The organism is Leifsonia araucanica (assembly GCF_051161895.1).
GTDB lineage: Bacteria > Actinomycetota > Actinomycetes > Actinomycetales > Microbacteriaceae > Leifsonia.
The window spans coordinates 508,384-525,981 of sequence record NZ_JBMBTW010000002.1 but is presented as its reverse complement, the minus strand read 5'-3'; the positions used below and the strand labels follow the sequence as shown (position 1 = coordinate 525,981).

12 protein-coding genes are annotated in these 17,598 nt (G+C 69.6%); 1 reads left to right on the top strand and 11 read right to left on the bottom strand.

Features of this window, described 5'->3' with window-relative positions; genetic code table 11:
- Positions 1-4: 4 nt before the first annotated feature.
- On the top strand, positions 5-541 hold the full coding sequence (locus ACN6M5_RS02450; RefSeq protein ID WP_168689261.1) for a DUF3515 family protein: 537 nt from the start codon (positions 5-7) through the stop codon (positions 539-541).
- A 3-nt stretch (positions 542-544) separates the two neighbouring features.
- Here ACN6M5_RS02450 and ACN6M5_RS02445 read toward each other — a convergent pair whose 3' ends face one another.
- The 11 genes from ACN6M5_RS02445 to ACN6M5_RS02395 all read right to left on the bottom strand — a co-directional run bounded on the left by ACN6M5_RS02445 (position 545) and on the right by ACN6M5_RS02395 (position 17,478).
- Positions 545-1,639, bottom strand: coding sequence for a D-alanine--D-alanine ligase family protein (locus ACN6M5_RS02445; RefSeq protein WP_434948392.1), 1,095 nt, complete (start codon positions 1,637-1,639; stop codon positions 545-547).
- A complete protein-coding gene (locus tag ACN6M5_RS02440) occupies positions 1,542-2,684 on the bottom strand; it encodes an NAD(P)H-dependent glycerol-3-phosphate dehydrogenase (RefSeq protein ID WP_168689256.1) in 1,143 nt (380 codons plus the stop codon). The genes ACN6M5_RS02445 and ACN6M5_RS02440 overlap by 98 nt, the downstream gene beginning before the upstream one ends.
- Positions 2,674-3,423 (bottom strand): lysophospholipid acyltransferase family protein, encoded by a 750-nt coding sequence (locus ACN6M5_RS02435; protein WP_434948391.1) that lies wholly within the window; start codon positions 3,421-3,423, stop codon positions 2,674-2,676. The genes ACN6M5_RS02440 and ACN6M5_RS02435 overlap by 11 nt, the downstream gene beginning before the upstream one ends.
- Positions 3,424-3,484: 61 nt before the next feature.
- A complete protein-coding gene (gene murA / locus ACN6M5_RS02430) occupies positions 3,485-4,855 on the bottom strand; it encodes a UDP-N-acetylglucosamine 1-carboxyvinyltransferase (protein WP_085370341.1) in 1,371 nt (456 codons plus the stop codon).
- The gene (leuD, locus tag ACN6M5_RS02425; RefSeq protein WP_085370339.1) at positions 4,852-5,451 is read right to left on the bottom strand and encodes a 3-isopropylmalate dehydratase small subunit; all 600 of its coding nucleotides are present in this window, start codon (positions 5,449-5,451) and stop codon (positions 4,852-4,854) included. The genes murA and leuD overlap by 4 nt, the downstream gene beginning before the upstream one ends.
- Positions 5,451-6,941 (bottom strand): 3-isopropylmalate dehydratase large subunit, encoded by a 1,491-nt coding sequence (gene leuC, locus ACN6M5_RS02420; RefSeq protein WP_434948390.1) that lies wholly within the window; start codon positions 6,939-6,941, stop codon positions 5,451-5,453. Before leuC ends, leuD begins: the two co-directional genes overlap by 1 nt.
- Positions 6,942-7,095: 154 nt before the next feature.
- Positions 7,096-7,581, bottom strand: coding sequence for an FHA domain-containing protein (locus tag ACN6M5_RS02415; RefSeq protein ID WP_434948389.1), 486 nt, complete (start codon positions 7,579-7,581; stop codon positions 7,096-7,098).
- Positions 7,582-7,599: 18 nt separating this feature from the next.
- Positions 7,600-9,960, bottom strand: a complete 2,361-nt coding sequence (locus ACN6M5_RS02410) for a transglutaminase-like domain-containing protein (protein ID WP_434948388.1) — start codon at positions 9,958-9,960, stop codon at positions 7,600-7,602.
- Positions 9,957-11,276, bottom strand: coding sequence for a DUF58 domain-containing protein (locus ACN6M5_RS02405; protein WP_434948387.1), 1,320 nt, complete (start codon positions 11,274-11,276; stop codon positions 9,957-9,959). Before ACN6M5_RS02405 ends, ACN6M5_RS02410 begins: the two co-directional genes overlap by 4 nt.
- Positions 11,276-12,244, bottom strand: coding sequence for an AAA family ATPase (locus ACN6M5_RS02400; protein WP_085370331.1), 969 nt, complete (start codon positions 12,242-12,244; stop codon positions 11,276-11,278). Before ACN6M5_RS02400 ends, ACN6M5_RS02405 begins: the two co-directional genes overlap by 1 nt.
- Before the next feature lie 17 nt (positions 12,245-12,261).
- Entirely contained in the window at positions 12,262-17,478 is a 5,217-nt protein-coding gene (locus tag ACN6M5_RS02395; protein ID WP_434948386.1) for an Ig-like domain-containing protein, read from the bottom strand.
- Between the last annotated feature and the right edge of the window lie 120 nt (positions 17,479-17,598).

Here is a 17,598-nt window from a genome sequence, read left to right as displayed (position 1 = left end):
ACCGATGTCCACCCGTCACCGCGCCCAGCGTCGCACAGCAGCCCTCCTCACCATCGTCCTCGGCGCAGGCATCGCCCTCGCCGGATGCGCGCCGATCGTCTCGCTCCAGCCGGCGGCCGACGCCAACGATCCCGGATGCGCGGAGGTCAGCGTCCGCCTGCCCGACAGCGTGGGCGGCAAGGCAGAGCGTCAGACCGACGCGCAGGCGACCGGCGCGTGGGGCGACCCGACCGCCGTGCTGCTGCGCTGCGGCGTGCCGCCGATCGGCCCGACCACCAAGCCGTGCGTCTCGGTGAACGGTGTCGACTGGGTGCTGATGACCGAACCGGATGCGAAGACGATCGTCTACCAGACCTTCGGCCGCACCCCGGCCACGGAGGTCGTCATCGACCACGTCGCCGGTGTCTCGGACGCGTCGGTGCTCCCCGAGTTCGCGAGCGCCATCCAGACCATCAAGCAGACCAGCAAGTGCCTGTCGACGCTCGACACCTCGCTCACACCGGCGCCGACACCGACCCCGACGCCGACCCCGACGCGCTAGGGGTCAGGCCGCGGCGCGCGCCAGCGCGACGTCGATGAGCTCGGTGATCAGCGCCGGGTATGCGAGGCCGGACTCCTGCCAGCAGCGCGGGAACATCGAGATCGGCGTGAAGCCGGGCATGGTGTTGATCTCGTTGATGACGAAACCGTCCGCGGTGAGGAAGAAGTCGACGCGGGCGAGGCCCTCTCCCCCGATGGCGTCGAACGCCTTCGCACCGAGCGCCTGCATCGTGGCGAGCACGTCGGCGGTCAGGTCGGCCGGGCAGACCAGGTCGATGCCGGGCGCATCCAGGTATTTGGCTTCGAAGTCGTAGAAGTCGCGGCCGGTGACCACGATCTCGCCGGCGACGGAGGCGCGGGTCGCCTGTCCGGGGCGGCCGCCGAGCACCGCGATCTCCACCTCGCGGCCGACCAGGCCGGACTCGATGAGCACGCGGTCGTCCTCGGCCAGCGCCGTCTCGATCGCCGCGTCGAGCTGCGACCAGTCGGAGACCTTGCTGACGCCGACGCTCGAACCGGCGCGCGCCGGCTTCACGAACGCGGGGAGCCCCAGCTCCTCCGCCGTCCTGCGCACCGCATCCTTGTCGGTGCGCCACTCGTACGCGGAGACCGTGCGCCACGGCGCCACGGGGATGCCCGCCTGCTGCAGCACGGTCTTCGTGAAGTGCTTGTCCATCCCGAGCGAGCTGGCCAGCACGCCGCTGCCGACGTAGGGCAGGTCGACCAGCTCGAGCATCCCCTGGATGGTGCCGTCCTCTCCCCACGGGCCGTGCAGGATCGGGAACACCAGGTCGATGTCGCCGAGCGACCGCGTCTGGCCGCCCTCCGTCACCGTCAGCTCGCGCGTCACGGCGCTCTCCGGCCAGCGGATGCGCGTTCCGTTGTCCTCGACGGCCGGCAGCTTCTCGGCGTTCAGCGCGAACAGCGCCGCGTCGTCCGGCTGCAGGGTGAACGCACCGTCGCGGGTGATGCCGACGGGGATGACCTCGTAGCGGTCGCGGTCAATCGCGCCGAGCACTCCCGCCGCCGTTGCGCAGCTGATCGAATGCTCGCTTGAACGCCCCCCGAAGAGAAGCACGACCGCGATTCGGTCCGTCATCCGTTGTCCTTTCACCCTGGGGTTCGTCCGAATCGGTGGTGAGATGCGGCGCGATGTCTTTCGGATCGAGCGTACCGGCAAGCACCTGGCTCACCTGGCGCACGATGGGCATGTCCACGCCGCGGGCCTCCGCCAGCGTCAGGATGGGGGCGACGGACGCCAGACCTTCGGCGGTCTGGTTCATCTGCTTCACGACGTCGTTGAAGCTGTAGCCCTGGCCGAGCAGACGGCCCGCGGTGTTGTTGCGGCTGAGCGACGACTCGCAGGTGGCGATCAGGTCGCCGAGACCGGCGAGGCCGGACAGCGTGACGGCCTCCGCGCCGTATGCCACGGCGAAGTCCGTCATCTCCACCAGCCCGCGGGTGATGATCGACGCCTTGGTGTTCTCGCCGTAGCCGACACCGTCGACGATGCCGATGGCGACGGCGATCAGGTTCTTGAGCACGCCGCCGAACTCGGTGCCGATCACGTCGGTGTTCACGAAGCTGCGGAAGTAGCGGTTGGTGGCGGCCATCGCCACCGCCTGCGCCGTCTCGAGGCTCACCGACGACACCACAGCGGCCGTCGGCTGCTCGCGCGCGATCTCGAGCGCGAGGTTGGGCCCCGACGCGACGGCGATGCGCTCCTGCTCGATCGGCAGCCCCTGGGCGATCACCTCGCTCATCCGGAGGCCCGTGCCCTTCTCGACGCCTTTCATCAGGCTGACGACGATGGTCGACGGGCCGAGGTACGGCGCGATGGCCTCCAGGTTGGAGCGCAGGGTCTGGCTCGGGATGGAGACGAAGACGAGTTCCGCATCCCGCATCGCATCAGACAGCTTGGAGGTGGCCTTGAGGTTGCGGGGAAGGTTGATGCCCTCGAGGTAGTCGCTGTTGCGCTTCACCTCGTTGATCTCGCGCGCCAGCTCCGGGCGGCGCGCCCAGAGGGTCACGTCGGAGCCGCCGTCCGCGAGGATCTTCGCGAACGTCGTCCCCCAGCTGCCTGCGCCGAGGACGGCGATCCTGCGGGGGGCGACGACGGGGCGTCTGCCAGCGCTAGCCTTCAAAACGGCCGGTCTCCTTCTGGTCGTGCTCGGCGGGGTTCCACCGGACTGCAGGCGCCTTCTCGCCGCGGAGGTCTTCCAGCAGCGCAGTGATGGCGTCCATGATGACGGCGGTCGCTTCGTTCAGCGTCGCCGCGTCGAGGTTGCGGCCTCGGAAAGCGGACAGGTCGACGGGGTCGCCGATCTTGACCTCGATGATCTTGCGCGGGAAGAAGCTGATCTTCTTGCCGTAGCGCGCCATCACGTGCTGGGTTCCCCAGTGCGCGACGGGGATCACCGGCAGGTCGTTCTCGAGCGCCATCCGCGCAGCACCCGTCTTACCGCGCATCGGCCACAGGTCGGGATCGCGGGTGAGCGAGCCCTCCGGGTAGATGATGACGATGCGGCCGTCCCGCACGATCTCCTTGGCCGCGGTGAGCGGCGCAGAGCCGCGGGTCGACCCGGCGCGCTCGACCGGCACCTGACCGGACTTGCGCAGGAACCAGCCGACCACCGGGATGCGGAACAGGCTCCCCTTGGCGAGGAACCGCGGCATCCTGCCGAGCTTCCAGGAGACCATCCCGACCATCACCGGGTCGATCTCGCTGTAGTGGTTCGGCGCGACGACGTACGCACCGCGGCGCGGAAGCTTGTCGCCGTCCTGGATGCTGAATCGCACCGCGATGCTCATGATCGGGATGACGATCCCCGCGAGCACCCAGAAGATCGAGGGCCTGCTCGTCTCCTTGCGCGGGAGCTTCACGGGTGTGCTCGGTCGATCGGTTGCCGGGTTCTGCTCTGAAGAGGGTCGGGACACCCCTCCATTATCCTTCGAGAACGAAGTCGGCTCCCAGCAGCTGCAGCTTGGTGATGAAGTTCTCGTAGCCGCGGCTGATGATCCCGACGTTGCTGACGGTCGAGCGTCCCTCGGCCGTGAGCGCGGCGATCAGGTGGCTGAAGCCTCCGCGCAGGTCGGGAACCTCGATGTCCGCACCCTTCAGGTCGGTCGGTCCCATGATGACCGCCGAGTGGTTGAAGTTGCGCTGACCGAAGCGGCACGGGTGCCCGCCGAGGCACTCCTTGTGGATCTGGATCTTCGCACCCATGTCGATCAGGGCGTCGACGAAGCCGAAGCGCTGCTCGTACACGGTCTCGTGGACGATCGAGACACCCTTCGCCTTGGTGAGGGCGATGACGAGCGGCTGCTGCCAGTCGGTCATGAAGCCGGGGTGCACGTCCGTCTCGATGACGACGGGCTTGAGCTCGCCTCCCGGGTGGAAGAACCGGATGCCGTCGTCGTGGATCTCGAACGCGCCGCCGACCTTGCGGAAGACGTTGAGGAAGGTGAGCATCTCCGGCTGGCGGGCTCCGCCGACGTAGATGTCTCCGCCGGTGGCGAGCGCCGCGGCGGCCCAGCTGGCTGCCTCGTTGCGGTCGAACAGCGCGGTGTGGCTGTATCCGACGAGCTTCTTGACGCCCTCGATGCGGATGACGCGGTCGGTGTCGACCGTGATGATCGCACCCATCTTCTGCAGGATGTTGATGAGATCCATGATCTCCGGCTCGATCGCAGCACCCTTGAGCTCGGTGATGCCCTCGGCGCGGACGGCCGTGAGCAGCACCTGCTCCGTGGCGCCGACGCTCGGGTACGGCAGCTCGAGCTTGGCTCCGTGCAGGCCGTTCGGGGCGGTCATCCTGATGCCGGTGGGCAGCTTGTCGACGATGGCGCCGAACTTGCGCAGCACTTCGAGGTGGTAGTCGATCGGGCGGTCGCCGATGCGGCAGCCGCCGAGGTCGGGGATGAACGCCTCGCCGAGGCGGTGCAGCAGCGGCCCGCAGAACAGGATCGGGATGCGGCTGGAGCCGGCGTGCGCGTCGATGTCCGCCATGTGGGCGGACTCGACCGCGCTCGGGTCGAGGAGCAGTTCGCCCTCGTCCGTTCCGTCGGTGACCTTGACACCGTGGATCTCGAGCAGGCCGCGCACGACCCGGACATCGCTGATGTCCGGGACGTCGCGCAGCACGCTCGGACCCTCACCCAGGAGGGCGGCGACCATCGCCTTGGTGACGAGGTTCTTCGCGCCCTTCAGCTCGATCCTGCCGCGGAGCGGGATGCCCCCGTTGATCGTGATGCGGTCGCCCTTGAGGCCGACACGCGCTCCTGCTGCCTGAGCGTCCTGAAGAAGTGAGTTCAAAGTTTCACCGGTAACGTTTTGGGCCGCCAGCTCTCGCGGCGGGCTTCGTATTCTGAAATGCGCGCCTCGTCGCGCAGGGTCAGAGCGATGTCGTCCAACCCTTCGAGCAAACGCCACCTAGTGTAATCGTCGATGTCGAAAGACACCTGGACTTCACCGACGCTCGCAGTCTTGGCAACCAGATCCACCGTCGCGGCTATTCCCGGCTGGGCCTCGATGGCCTGCCAGAGACGCTCGGCGTCCTCCTCCGTGATCTGCCCGGCGAGCAGTCCCTGCTTGCCGGCGTTGCCACGGAAGATGTCGGCGAACCGGGGGCTGAGCACGGCCGCGAAGCCGTAGTCGCGCAGCGCCCACACGGCGTGCTCGCGCGACGATCCCGTGCCGAAGTCGGCCCCGGCGATCAGGACGCGCGCTCCCTGGTATGCGGGCTGGTTGAGAATGAACTCAGGATCCTGCCGCCAGGCGTGGAACAGCGCGTCGTCGAAGCCCGTCTTGGTGACGCGCTTGAGGAACACCGCGGGGATGATCTGGTCGGTGTCGACGTTGGAGCGGCGGAACGGCACGGCGACGCCCTCGATCGTTGAGATCTTTTCCATCAGGCGCCCACCTTCTCTCCTGCGCGCGTATCCGAGCCGTCACGGCCCGGCGTGTCGTCACCATGGTCGTGCTCGAGGTCCCACGGGCTGGACAGCGTCCCGCGGATCGCGGTCGCTGCGGCGACCAGCGGGGACACCAGGTGGGTGCGCCCTCCCTTGCCCTGCCTGCCCTCGAAGTTGCGGTTGGAGGTGGATGCGCAGCGCTCCCCGGGAGCGAGCTGGTCCGGGTTCATGCCGAGGCACATCGAGCACCCGGCGAACCGCCACTCCGCGCCGAACTCCTCGACGATCTTGTCGATGCCCTCCGCCTCGGCCTCGATGCGCACGCGGGCGCTGCCAGGCACGACCATGACGCGCACGCCGTCGGCCTTCTTGTGCCCCTTGATGACGGAGGCGAAGGCGCGGAGGTCTTCGATGCGGCTGTTGGTGCACGAGCCCATGAAGACCGCATCCACCGGGATGCTCTTCATCGGCGTTCCGGCCGCGAGATCCATGTACTCCAGGGCCCGCTCGGCCGCGGCGCGCTGGTTGGCGTCCGCGATGGTGGCGGGGTCTGGCACGTTCTGGCTGAGCGAAACGCCCTGGCCGGGGTTGGTGCCCCAGGTGACGAACGGTTCGATCTCCGCGGCGTCGAGGTAGACCTCGGCGTCGAAGACGGCGTCGTCGTCGGTGGCGAGCGTCTCCCAGTACGCGACGGCGTCGTCCCAGTCCTGGCCGGACGGCGCGTGCGGGCGGCCCTCGAGGTAGGCGTACGTCGTCTCGTCCGGCGCGACCATCCCTGCCCGGGCGCCGGCCTCGATCGACATGTTGCAGATGGTCATCCTGCCCTCCATCGAGAGCGCGCGGATGGCACTGCCGCGGTATTCGAGCACGTAGCCCTGCCCGCCGCCGGTGCCGATCTTGGCGATGACCGCCAGGATGATGTCTTTGGCCGTCACGCCGGGGCGCAGCTCGCCCTCGACGGTGATCGCCATCGTCTTGAACGCCTTCAGCGGCAGCGTCTGCGTCGCCATGACGTGCTCGACCTCGCTGGTGCCGATGCCGAACGCCATCGCGCCGAACGCGCCGTGCGTCGAGGTGTGCGAGTCTCCGCAGACAACGGTGATGCCGGGCATGGTGAGCCCGAGCTGCGGTCCGACGACGTGCACGATGCCCTGCTCCAGGTCGCCGAGCGAGTGCAGCCGGACGCCGAACTCCTCGGCGTTCTTGCGGAGCGTCTCGATCTGGGTGCGGCTGGTGAGGTCGGCGATCGGCTTGTCGATGCCGATGGTCGGGGTGTTGTGGTCTTCCGTGGCGATGGTGAGATCGGGCCGGCGCACCGGGCGCCCGGCCATCCGGAGGCCGTCGAAGGCCTGCGGGCTGGTCACCTCGTGCACGAGGTGCAGGTCGATGTAGATCAGGTCGGGCGAACCGTCTTCGCCCTTGACGACCAGGTGGTCACGCCAGACCTTCTCTGCGAGAGTCAGTCCACGTTCGGAATCGGTACTCATGATGCTCAAGAACTCCTTAGCTTGCTTCCGGATCAGCCGACGACGAACTCCGCGACGAGGGAGGCCTGAAGGATCTAGGACTCGTCGCGGCAGCTAAGGAGGAGCAGACCGTGAAACACGTTGTCAGGTTATCACCGGATGGCGGGTGCTTCCGTCAGGCGAGCTCGACGCGCACCGCGAAGCGGCCGAGGTGCACGGTCTCGCCGTGCGCGAGCGGCGCAGGCTCCCCCGGCGTCAGCTCTCGTTCCCGCTTCCCGTCCGCCACGACGACGACGCCGTTGGTCGAGTGCGCGTCCGTCACCGTCAGCGTGTCGCCGTGCGCCTCGAAGGCGGCGTGCGTCTTCGAGACGCTCGCGGCCGGGTCGTCGACGGCGACCAGTTCGGCGTCCGTCCACGCCCCGAACGTCACCGGGTTCCTGCCGACCAGCACGGTGCCCGTGACCGGCACGGCGCGGCCGCCAGGCAGCAGCAGCCGCCACTGGCGCGCAGGCGCTGCCGCCGCCTGCGCAGGGGCGGCGGCGGGCGGCGCGAACACCGGGAGCGAACGCTCGCGCGACGGCACCCGCACCGTCTCCGTGCCCGTGTCGTGACGGGGTGGGATGAGGTGCGGCGGCGGCACGATGAAGTCGGGCGAATCCACGCAGCCACTATAGGGGAGCTACGCTCTGCCCTTCTTCCCCCTGCTGCCCTTTCCCCTGCCGTCCTTCGCCGCGCGGCGGTAGCGGAACGCGGCCAGGCGCGACCGCAGCCCGCCCGCGGAGGAGCGCGCGTCGCCGATGGCGGCGTCGGAGGCGCGCCAGACCGCATCCACTCTGTCCGTGCTGACCTCCGAGCCGTCGAACACGGCGGCGTCGACGTCGCGGGCGAGCGTGGCGAGGCCGCCCTGCGGCACGCGCAGGTTCTGCTCGCCGCTCTGCGCTTCGAGCGCGGCGGCGGCCTGCAGCCTGGTCGCATTGCGCGGCACGCTGAGGCCGAGCTCGTCGTAGCCGTCGGCGAGCTCGTCCCACGCGCCCGCCGCCCGGCGGTCGGGCGGTCCGGTCGTCAGCCTGCGCCTGCGCCTCCGCCGTTTGAGGGCGGCGACGATGAGCAGCGGCACGAAGTACAGCACGAGCGGGATGACCACGATGCCGCCGACCACCCACGCCCACGCGGGGATCGCGAAACCGGTCGCCGACTTCTTGCGCTCGTTGTCCTTCGTCTTCACCGGGGTGAGGAGGTCCTGCGCCTTGGGGTCGGCGGGCGGAGGCTGGCGCACCTGCGGCTGCGGTTCGAGCTTCGGCTTGGTGGTCTGGTTCTTGGGCGCGTCCGTCTTGGTGGGCGTCGGGAAGAACGGCACCCAGCCGACGCCGTCGAACGCCACCTCGTCCCACGCCGTCACATCGTTGCCGGTCACCGTCGTCGGCTTGCCGTCGACCACCTTCGGGGCGAAGCCCATCACGACCCTCGTCGGGTAGCCGAGGCGCCTGGCCATCAGGGCGAACGCGCTGGAGTACTGCTCCTGGTCGCCGACCATCGGCGATTTGGCGAACAGGTCGGTCATCCTGTCCGCGCCCTCCCCTGCCCGCGACGGAACAGGATCGGAGGCGCGGCCGTGGCTGAGGTAGCCGAGCGTCTTGAGGGAGCGCTCCAGGTTGCGCAGCTTCTGGATGGCCGTGGTCGCCGACCCCGCGTACTCCTCCGCCTTCGCGGACACGATGTCCGGGACGTTGGTGACGGGAGGCAGTTCGAGCCTGGCCGGGGCGACCTTGGCGAGCGCCTTGTCGCTCGGGATCTTCTGCGCGGTGGCGTCGACGCTGTAGCGGAGGCCGTCCTTCACCCCGCTGGTCACGGCGGTCGTGCCGGTCGCGGTGTTGACACGGACCGTCGTGGACGGGTCCGTGCCCTGATACGCGTCGAAGCCGAGCTTGGTCAGGTAGCCGACCGTCGGCAGCCAGACGTCCGAGTACTCCTGGATGTCGATGGTCGCGGTGCTCGTCGAGCCCGGCGTGAACAGCCGGGGTTCCGGGATGGTGCTGCCGAGGAGCTCGAAGCTGCCGGACGCATCCGGGCTGTCCTTCGGGTCGGTGAGCGTCCAGACCACGCCGTCGTAGCTGTCCATCGTGGCGAGCCGGATGACCTGCCCGGAGGTCAGGCCGTCGACCGTGAACAGCTCGGTCTTCTGCAGATCCTTCGTGTACTGGCGGAACCCGGCGAGCGGGCTCGGGTAGTCGAGGGGGTCGAACGGCGGCGTGACCTCCTGGCGCAGCACGAACCGGGATGCGGGAGGCGGCGCAAGCGCCGAGCCGGCCAGCGCGCCGACCACCACGGCTCCGAGCACCACGGACCCGACCCCGACGATCCTGCGGCGGCGCAGTCCGGGGTCGGCGACGACCTCGACGGCGGCGGACCGTGCGCGTCGCCAGGCGAGCCAGAGGAGCGTGATGGCCGCGAACGCGACACCCCGCACGGCGGCGAGGTACGCATCCACGGTCCCCAGCAGGATGCCGGCGACGAACAGGGCGAGCGGGCCGGCAACGAGCACGGCGGCGCGGCCGACGCCGCGTCCCCCGCGCGCCCTCGCGCGCGGCAGCCAGCGCACGGCGAGCGAGACGGACACCAGGGTCACCAGCCAGCCGGCGACGTACGGCACGACGGCGACGTACGGCGGCGCCTCCAGCGGTGCCTGCAGGGTGACGGCGTCACTCCAGCCGAAGACCGCGCCGATGACGAGGCCGGACAGGCTGTCGAGCGACGGGAGGACGCCCAGGGTGGCGGAGCCCGGCATCGCGAGCGGCGTGCCGAACAGGAAGTACGCAGCGAGAGCGACGGCGACGGTGAGCGGCACGGACAGACGGAAGAGTCGGCACAACACGGCGGCGGCGGTTCCGACGACCAGGCCGCCGAACGCCGCGGTGACGAAGGAGAAGTGGCCGAAGGCCGGCTCGAAGCCGAGCACGGCGATGGCGCTCAGCACCACGACGACGGCGACGTCGATCCAGGTCGTCGCCGAAAGCCGGTCGATGGTCGTCGTGCGCGTCATCGGCCAGCCCTCTTCAGCAGGGCGGGAAGTTCGCTCAGGGTCGACACGGTCGCGAGCATCATGCCGCCGAGCCTGCTCAGCCGCGGCTCGCCCGCGACGTCGACGCGTACGCCGACGGTCTCGGTGTCCGTGCCGTAGAGGCTCGCCGCCGCCCGGATCTGCGCGGGGTCGAGCTGCGAGCCGACCACCATGACGACCAGGCTCGGGGAGGCCAGGCGCATGGTCGACCGGCGGACGAAGTCGCGCAGGCTGTCGTGCATCCCGTCGACCGGCTGGATGCGGCACGAGTCGTCGAGCAGAGCCGTCGGCGTCTCGACGCGCATCGCCTTCTGCTGCCACACCGCGTCGATCTCCGTCTCCTCGCGGATCACCTGGCAGCCGATGGAGGCGAGCACGGAGACGCCCAGCTCGAATTCGTCGTCGTCGGCGAAGTGCGAGCGCTCGGCGTCGAACACCAGCAGGAGCTGCGACCGGCGCGTCTCCTGATACTGCCGCACCATCAGCTGTCCGGTGCGCGCCGACGTGCGCCAGTGCACGTTGCGGATGTCGTCGCCCGGCTCGTACGTGCGCAGCGCATGGAAGGCGAGGTCGCTGTCGGTGATGACCTTGGTGGTCTGACCCTCGAGGTCGCGCACCAGCCCGCGGGCGGTGGCGGCGAGCCTAGTCGTCTTCGGGTGCACGAACAGCTCGACCTGCTCCGTCCACTCCGTGGTGCGGCGCAGCAGCCCGAGCTGGTCGCCGCGGACGGAGAGCGCAGGACCGGCGAGGATCAGCGCGCGGCGCGCGGTCGGGACGGCGAACAGCTCCTCGCTCTCCTCCCCGGCGGCGAGCCTCGGCACCATGAACTCGGCGACGCCGGCTCCGACGGGCAGTTCCATCCTGGTCGGCAGCACCGGCTTCGATCCCGAGTTCCGCACGACCATGCGGCCGAGTGCTCTGTCGCCCGCCACCACGCGGCGCGGGTTCAGCTCGATCGCCACGTCGTAGGTGGAGCGGCCGAACACGAAGCCGACCGCGATCAGGAAGGCCGCGAACAGCGTCGCCCCGATGAACGCGAACTCCGCCCAGCCGAGAAGCAGGAGCAGCAGCAGGGAGACCGCGGCTCCCCCGAGCACGATCCAGCCGAACGTGCTCACCACCCCGAGCACCGGCGCCAGCCATCCGGTGACGGCCCGCCAGGCCGGATGGATGCGGCGGCCGAGCGCACCGAACGTGCCGCGCACAGCGTCGCCCAGCTGCCCGGCCGCGATACCGGCCTGGGACAGCGGGCGCGCCCGTCTGCGGCGCCCGGTGGGTGCTGGGGTGTCCGTCGTCATCAGGCCGCTCGGTAGGCGGGCGGGGTGGCTTCGGCGATGGCGCGCGACACGATGTCCTCGGCCGTCACGCCGGCGAACTCGGACTCGGGGTCGACGATCACGCGGTGCGCGAGCACAGGGAGGGCGAGCTCCCGGACGTCGTCGGGCGTCACGTACGTGCGCCCGGCGGAGATCGCCCAGGTCTTGGCCGCACGGGCGAGCGCGAGGGCGCCGCGGATGCTGACGCCGAGGGCGGAGTCCTTGTCTGCGCGGGTCGCCGAGACGATCTCGCTCAGGTAGCCCATCACCGCCGCGTCGGTGTGCACGTCGGAAGCGAGCTGCGCGAGCGCCGTCACGGAGTCCGAGGCGATGATCGGCCGCACGCCCGCCGCACGCGAGCGGTTCGAGGAGTCGAGCAGCAGGTTCACCGTGGTCTCGTGGTCCGGGTAGCCGAGCGACGTCTTGATCAGGAACCGGTCGAGCTGCGCCTCCGGCAGCGAGTACGTTCCCGCCTGCTCCACCGGGTTCTGCGTGGCGATCACCACGAACGGCGCCCCGACGGGATGCCCGACGCCGTCGACCGTGACCACGCCCTCCTCCATCACCTCGAGCAGCGCGGACTGGGTCTTCGGGCTCGCCCTGTTGATCTCGTCCGCGAGCACGACCGAGGCGAAGATCGGGCCGGGGTGGAACTCGAACCGGCCGTTGCTCTGGTCGTAGATGGTCACGCCCGTCACGTCGGACGGCAGCAGGTCCGGCGTGAACTGGATGCGCGACTGCGTCCCCTCGATGGTGTTCGCGAGCGCCTTCGCCAGCACGGTCTTCCCCGTGCCAGGCACGTCCTCGAGCAGCACGTGCCCTCCGGAGAGCATCGCCGTGATGACGAGCCGGATGCTGTGCTCCTTGCCGAGGATCGCCTTGTCGACGTTCGCCACCAGCTGGGAGAAGGCGCCGGCGAACCAGTCTGCCTGTTCCTGCGTTACTGCCACGGTGTTCCATCCATTCTTTACGGGGACCAGTCCTGAACGCTGCTCTGCACGCCGCCTGCCGTCACATACGCACCCTTGTATCCGCAGTACGCGTGCAGCCCGTTCGGCGCGCCTCGGTAGTGCGCGTATCCACTGCCGTTGGTGGTGATTGACTCACTGGTGAGCTTGCCGCCGTTGCAGTAGAAGTTCATCGTGTACCGCGTGTTCGCGCCGAAGTGGTTGAGCGTCACGTCGTAGGTGAAGCTGTGCGCATATCCGGGTTCCAGGTCGCCCTGGGAGAGGTCGATCGACGGCTGGGGGTCCGGCTTCTTCGCAACGGAGACCGTGTTGGAGGTGTCAGCGCCACCGGTCTTGTTGCTGTGGTCGTTGACGGCGCGCACCTGGAACGAGTAGTCGCCGACGCCCTGGTTCGACACCGTCGCGGTCGTTCCCGAGGTGTTGTTCCACGCTCCGCCGTTGAGCCGCCACTGGTACGTCACCGAACCGCCGCCCGTGCCGGAGGGGTCGGACAGCCCGTTCCAACTCAGCCGCAGGTCGCTCGGCGCGTACTGGTCGGCGCTGATCGTCGCGCCGCTGACCGCCTGTGGGGTCCCGTACGGCGTGACGGACGCGCTCGGCGCCGACAGCTGGCTCCACCCGTCCGCGTTGTGCGCCCTGACGGTGAACGAGTACGCCGTGCCGTTGGTCAGCCCGCCGATGGTCACCTGGCCGATCGAGCTCGTGGTCACGGCCTTCGGGCCGCCGCGCACCTCGTACTGGTCGATCGGCTTGCCGTTGTTCGCTGGCGCGGCGATGTCGACCGTCGCCTGCCCGTCGCTCGCCTTGGCGTTGCTGGGGGCACCCGGCTTGTCCGGCACGTCGTGCACGGTCACGCGGTACTGCCCGACGGCCGCGGCCGTGCGCTTCGGGTCCTTCGTCGCATCCTGCACGTGGTAGACGATGTTGACCGCGCCGATCGCCGCACCGGAGGCTGCGCTCACCGTGATCGACGACCCGGTGTACGTCACCGTCACCCCGGACGGAGCACTGCCGGCCTTGGCATCGGTGATGGTGAGGGGATGCCCGGGGAACGGGTTCACCCACGCCGAGTCGCTCGCGGCGCCGCTCAGGGTCACCGACTTCCCGCGCTGCAGCTCCTGGGTCTGCGGCGGGTTCTTCTGGCTGGCGACCGGCCGGTTGGAGCTCACCACCTGCACGTTGACGGTGCCCGTGATCGTGTGCGTCCCCGAACTGATCGTGACCGCGACCGTCGTCGACTGCCCGGGCTGCACGCCGAGGGGCGCGGACAGGGACAGCGACGAGCCGTTCAGCCCCACCTGGATCTGCTTGTTCGCCCACTGCGGGTTCGAGTACGTGAGCTTCGCCAGGATCGCCGGGTTCGGGTGGAAGCTCGACGCGCGGAGGTCGATCGTCAGCGGAGCCTCCCCCGGTTCGATCTTCTCGCTCGGCGACGTGAAGGTCGGCGCGACATCCGACTGGTCGGGGCTGCCGACGGTGATCGGCAGCACCAGCGTCGTGATCCGGTCCGTGGTCTGGCCTGCATCCCGTCCGTCGTTGACCTTGAACGTGATCGCCGCTGGACCCCGGTAGTCCTTCGCAGCGGTGAAGCGGAGCGTCTGCTCGTCGCCGTAGGACGACGCGCCCGTGCTGTTGGTCGCGCTGACCCCGCTGGCGCCGGTGAGCTTGACCGCCCTGCCGGACGGCACATCCAGGATGTCCGACAGCTTCCAGGTCTTGCTCCCGCCCATCTCGACGATCTGCTGCGGCAGCGACTTCGCGATGGTCGGCGGGGCCGTGGCGTCGCCCTTCGGCGGCACGATGATGAAGGCGTCGCCGGTGAGGCCGGTCACCGGGTCCTTCACCTGGTAGGCGATGGCGAGCCGCTTGGCCGCAGGATGCACGGTGATCGCGCCGCCGGCCCCCACCTCGGCCGCTCCCGCGTTCGGGCCGGTGACGGCGACCGTGAGGTCTTCGACGAGGCCGGAGGGGTTGGTCGCCCCGGCCAGCGCATCCACCTTCACGCTGTCCTTGTTGGCGACAGCATCCGGTTCGATCAGGTGGTCGACCGCCGACGGGTACTGCTCCTTGGCGTTCGGGGTGACGGTCACCTGGATGAAGGCGCTCGCGACACCGCCCTGGCCGTTGCTGATCTGGTAGCGGACGATGTACGCGCCCTCGGTCTTCGGGGCGGTAACGAGGACGACCTTGCCGTGCACGGAGGCCTTGAGGCCCGCATCCACCTGCAGCAGCTTCTTCTGCACGGCGATGGTGTACCCGTTGGGGTCGGAGTCGTTGTCGAGCACCGGAACGGAGACGGTGCGTCCCGGCTTCACCTGCACGGGGTCGTTCCCGGCGATCGGCGGCTGCACGGAGGTCGGGCGCGGGATGACGCCGATGCTGACCGTGCCGGTCGCCGTCTTCCCGTAGGTGTCCTTGACCTGGTAGGTGAACGTGTCCGTGCCCGCCGAATCCGGGTACGCCTCGTAGGTGAAGGACGTGCTCGAGCTGTCGGAGATGCGACCGAGGGTCGGCTGCGTGCCGAGCCCGGCGAGCGTGACGGAGTCGCCGTCCGGGTCGATGCCGTCGAGCGGCACGTCCACCGGCACGGTCGATCCGGCGAACGCCCTGATCGTGAGCGGCTGCGGGCGCGGCGCCTTGTCGGAGCCCTTGTCCGGAGCCGTGACCACGAAGCTCACCGTGGCCTGGGCCTTCTGGCCGAGCTTGTCCGTCACGCCGTAGACGACGCTGTACTGGCCGGGCTGGGTCGGCGCCTGGTATCGCACGGTCTTGCCGCTGACGAACGCGGTGGCGCCCTTGCCCGCCGCCGCGTCATCGCGGAGGGCGGGGTCGAGCGAGAACGGAGCGTTGTCCGGCGAGTAGTCGTTGTCCATCACCGGAACGGTCGCGATGTCTCCGGCACGCACCGTCACCGTGTCGTCGACGGCGATCGGCGGCTGGTGGGTGACCAGCGGAGGGACCGGGACGACGGTGATGCCCGCCTTCGCCTCGTGGATGCCGTCGGAGACGGTGTAGACCAGCTGCACCTGCTCGGCGAGCACGGTCGGCGCCGTGATCTTCACGATCGCGTTGTCGAGCACCTCGACGTTGAGGTCGCCTGCTCCCTTGGCCGCGGTGACCGACCGGACGACGAGCACCCGCCCGGACGGGGACACGTCGTTGTCGAGCACGCTGACCGAGGTCGGCTCGCCCGGGCGCACGTATGCGGTGTCCGTGACGGCGACGGGCGGGGCGTCCGAGCCGCCGTCGGCGACCACGTTGACCCGGATCAGCCCGGTGGTCGACTTCGGCCCGGCCCCCAGGGTGTACGTCACGTAGAACTCGCCGGGCGCGTTGCTGAGGAGGGTGACGGTGCCGCGCGCGGCGTCGGTCGTCACGTCGGCGGCCGCCTGGCCGTCGATCGAGGCGCCTACCAGGCTGAGCGGCTGCCCGGACGGCGACTGGTCGTTGTCCAGTGGATGCACGACCACCGGCTTGCCGGTGAACCCGCCGCCGAAGTCGGGCACGGCGACGGGGTCGAGCGATCCGGCGGGCTTCACCGTGATGAGCAGGCTGCCCGTCGTGCTCTTCTTGCCGTCCGAGACGGTGACCTTGACCTCCTTGGAGCCGGTCTGCCCGGTCTTGCTGGTGAAGGTCACCTCGCCGTTCGGCTTGAACTGGACGTCGTCCTCGGTCGTGGCCGCCGCGGACACGAGCGAGAGGTCGTCGCCGTCCGGGTCGAGCCAGTCGTTGAGGACGTCGTACTTCACGGACTGGCCGACCTCGGCCTGCGCCGTGCTCGCCCTCGTGGAGGCGGGGGCGGCGTTCTGCGCCGGCTGGTGCAGTGTCGCATCCACCTGCGTCGAGGAGGTGCCCCCTCGCCCGTCGTCGACCGTGTACCGGAACGAGATGGTGCCGCTCAGCCCGTCGCCGGGGGTGAACTGGATGGCGCGCCCGCCCTCCACAAGTTCGAGGGTGCCCTGAGCGGCCGGGATGGCGGACACGTCCGAGATCGTGAGCACGTCGCCGTCCGGGTCCGTGTCGTTGGCGAGCACGGGAAGCACGGTGGAGCGGCCGGGGCGCACGCCGAACGCATCCGGAACAGCGGTCGGCGGTCTGTTCACCTTCGTGCGCTGAGCGAGGGTGTCGGAGAACGACTGCAGCACCGGCTTCTCCTCGCCGGTGTCGCCCTGCACGGTGGTCTCGTTCGGTTTCAGCTGCGCCCAGTTCTGCACCAGGCGCATGTTGGAGGAGACCACCCAGGCGTTGCCGTCCCGGAGGTTGTTGAGGGCGATCACGCCGTGGTTGACGCGGAACTCGAGGTCGTCGCCCTTCACCGGCTGGTCGATGTCGACGCCGATGTCCTTCTTCCCATCGCAGGCATAGAGATAGCGGGCCGAGCCCGCCCACGCGCCGTACGAGCAGCTGCCGAGGCGCACGGGCGCGGAGACCGCGGCCGCTCCCCCGGCTGCCGTCGCACCGGCCGGATGCGCGACGACGGTTCCCCCGCCGAGCGGGACGCTGAGCAGGCTCGACGCCGTCGCGACCAGCGCAGACGGGTCGTCGGCGCTCGGCTGCTGCAGCTTCAGGCCCTTGGCGGGCAGGTCGACCGTCTTCCCGTCCGCCGTGACGATCCGGTTGCCCTGCGTGTCGAGCACGACGGGCCGGTCGCCGACGGCGGAGAGCTGGAACCGTCCGGGAACAGGGAACGACGCCGTCGTCGGCTCCGCCCCCGGATGCTCGACGGTGTAGAGCTTCTTGCCGCTCGGCGCCACCACGAAGGTGGTGCCCGACTTGGTCACGACGAGCTGTGCATCCTGGCCGACCTTGGCCGCCGGCCTGGTCTTCGTCTTGTCGAAGTCGAGCCGGCCGCTCGCGTCGAGCACCCAGAGCTGCCCGGCCGGCGAGAGCACGGAGAGCGTGTTCCCTCCGTAGCCGAGCTGCGACTTCTCCGGGATCTGGATGCGGCCGCCGAGCGAGACGAACGCCGGGTCGATCTTGTCCACGGTCCCGTGCGGTGCGTCGGTGAGGAAGTACGCGGAGCCGTCCTGGAGCACGTCGAGGTCGGAGCTCGCCCCGGTGACCGCTGCATCCAGTTCGTTGATCTGGTGGTTGAGACGCCCGCCCATCAGCTTGTCGCCGTTGGTCACCCAGACGTCGCGGGTATCGAGGTCGACGGCGTTCACCGGGAAGCCGTTGTGGAGCACGGCAATGGTCAGCGGGACTCCCGCGACCACGGCGAGAGCGGTGACGGATGCGAGCGTCTTACGCTTCCGTATCCATGCGCTCAGCGATACCAAAACTCTAAAATCCCCCCGGGTACGAGACGACGACTACGCTAACACGGCGCAGCGCGC

Excerpts from the sequence above, each read along its gene's own strand:
- ACN6M5_RS02405 (WP_434948387.1), bottom strand. The coding sequence starts at position 11,276 with ATGACGACGGACACCCCAGCACCCACCGGGCGCCGCAGACGGGCGCGC.
- ACN6M5_RS02445 (WP_434948392.1), bottom strand. The coding sequence starts at position 1,639 with ATGACGGACCGAATCGCGGTCGTGCTTCTCTTCGGGGGGCGTTCAAGC.
- leuC (WP_434948390.1), bottom strand. The coding sequence starts at position 6,941 with ATGAGTACCGATTCCGAACGTGGACTGACTCTCGCAGAGAAGGTCTGG.
- ACN6M5_RS02450 (WP_168689261.1), top strand. The coding sequence starts at position 5 with ATGTCCACCCGTCACCGCGCCCAGCGTCGCACAGCAGCCCTCCTCACC.
- ACN6M5_RS02410 (WP_434948388.1), bottom strand. The coding sequence starts at position 9,960 with ATGACGCGCACGACGACCATCGACCGGCTTTCGGCGACGACCTGGATC.
- leuD (WP_085370339.1), bottom strand. The coding sequence starts at position 5,451 with ATGGAAAAGATCTCAACGATCGAGGGCGTCGCCGTGCCGTTCCGCCGC.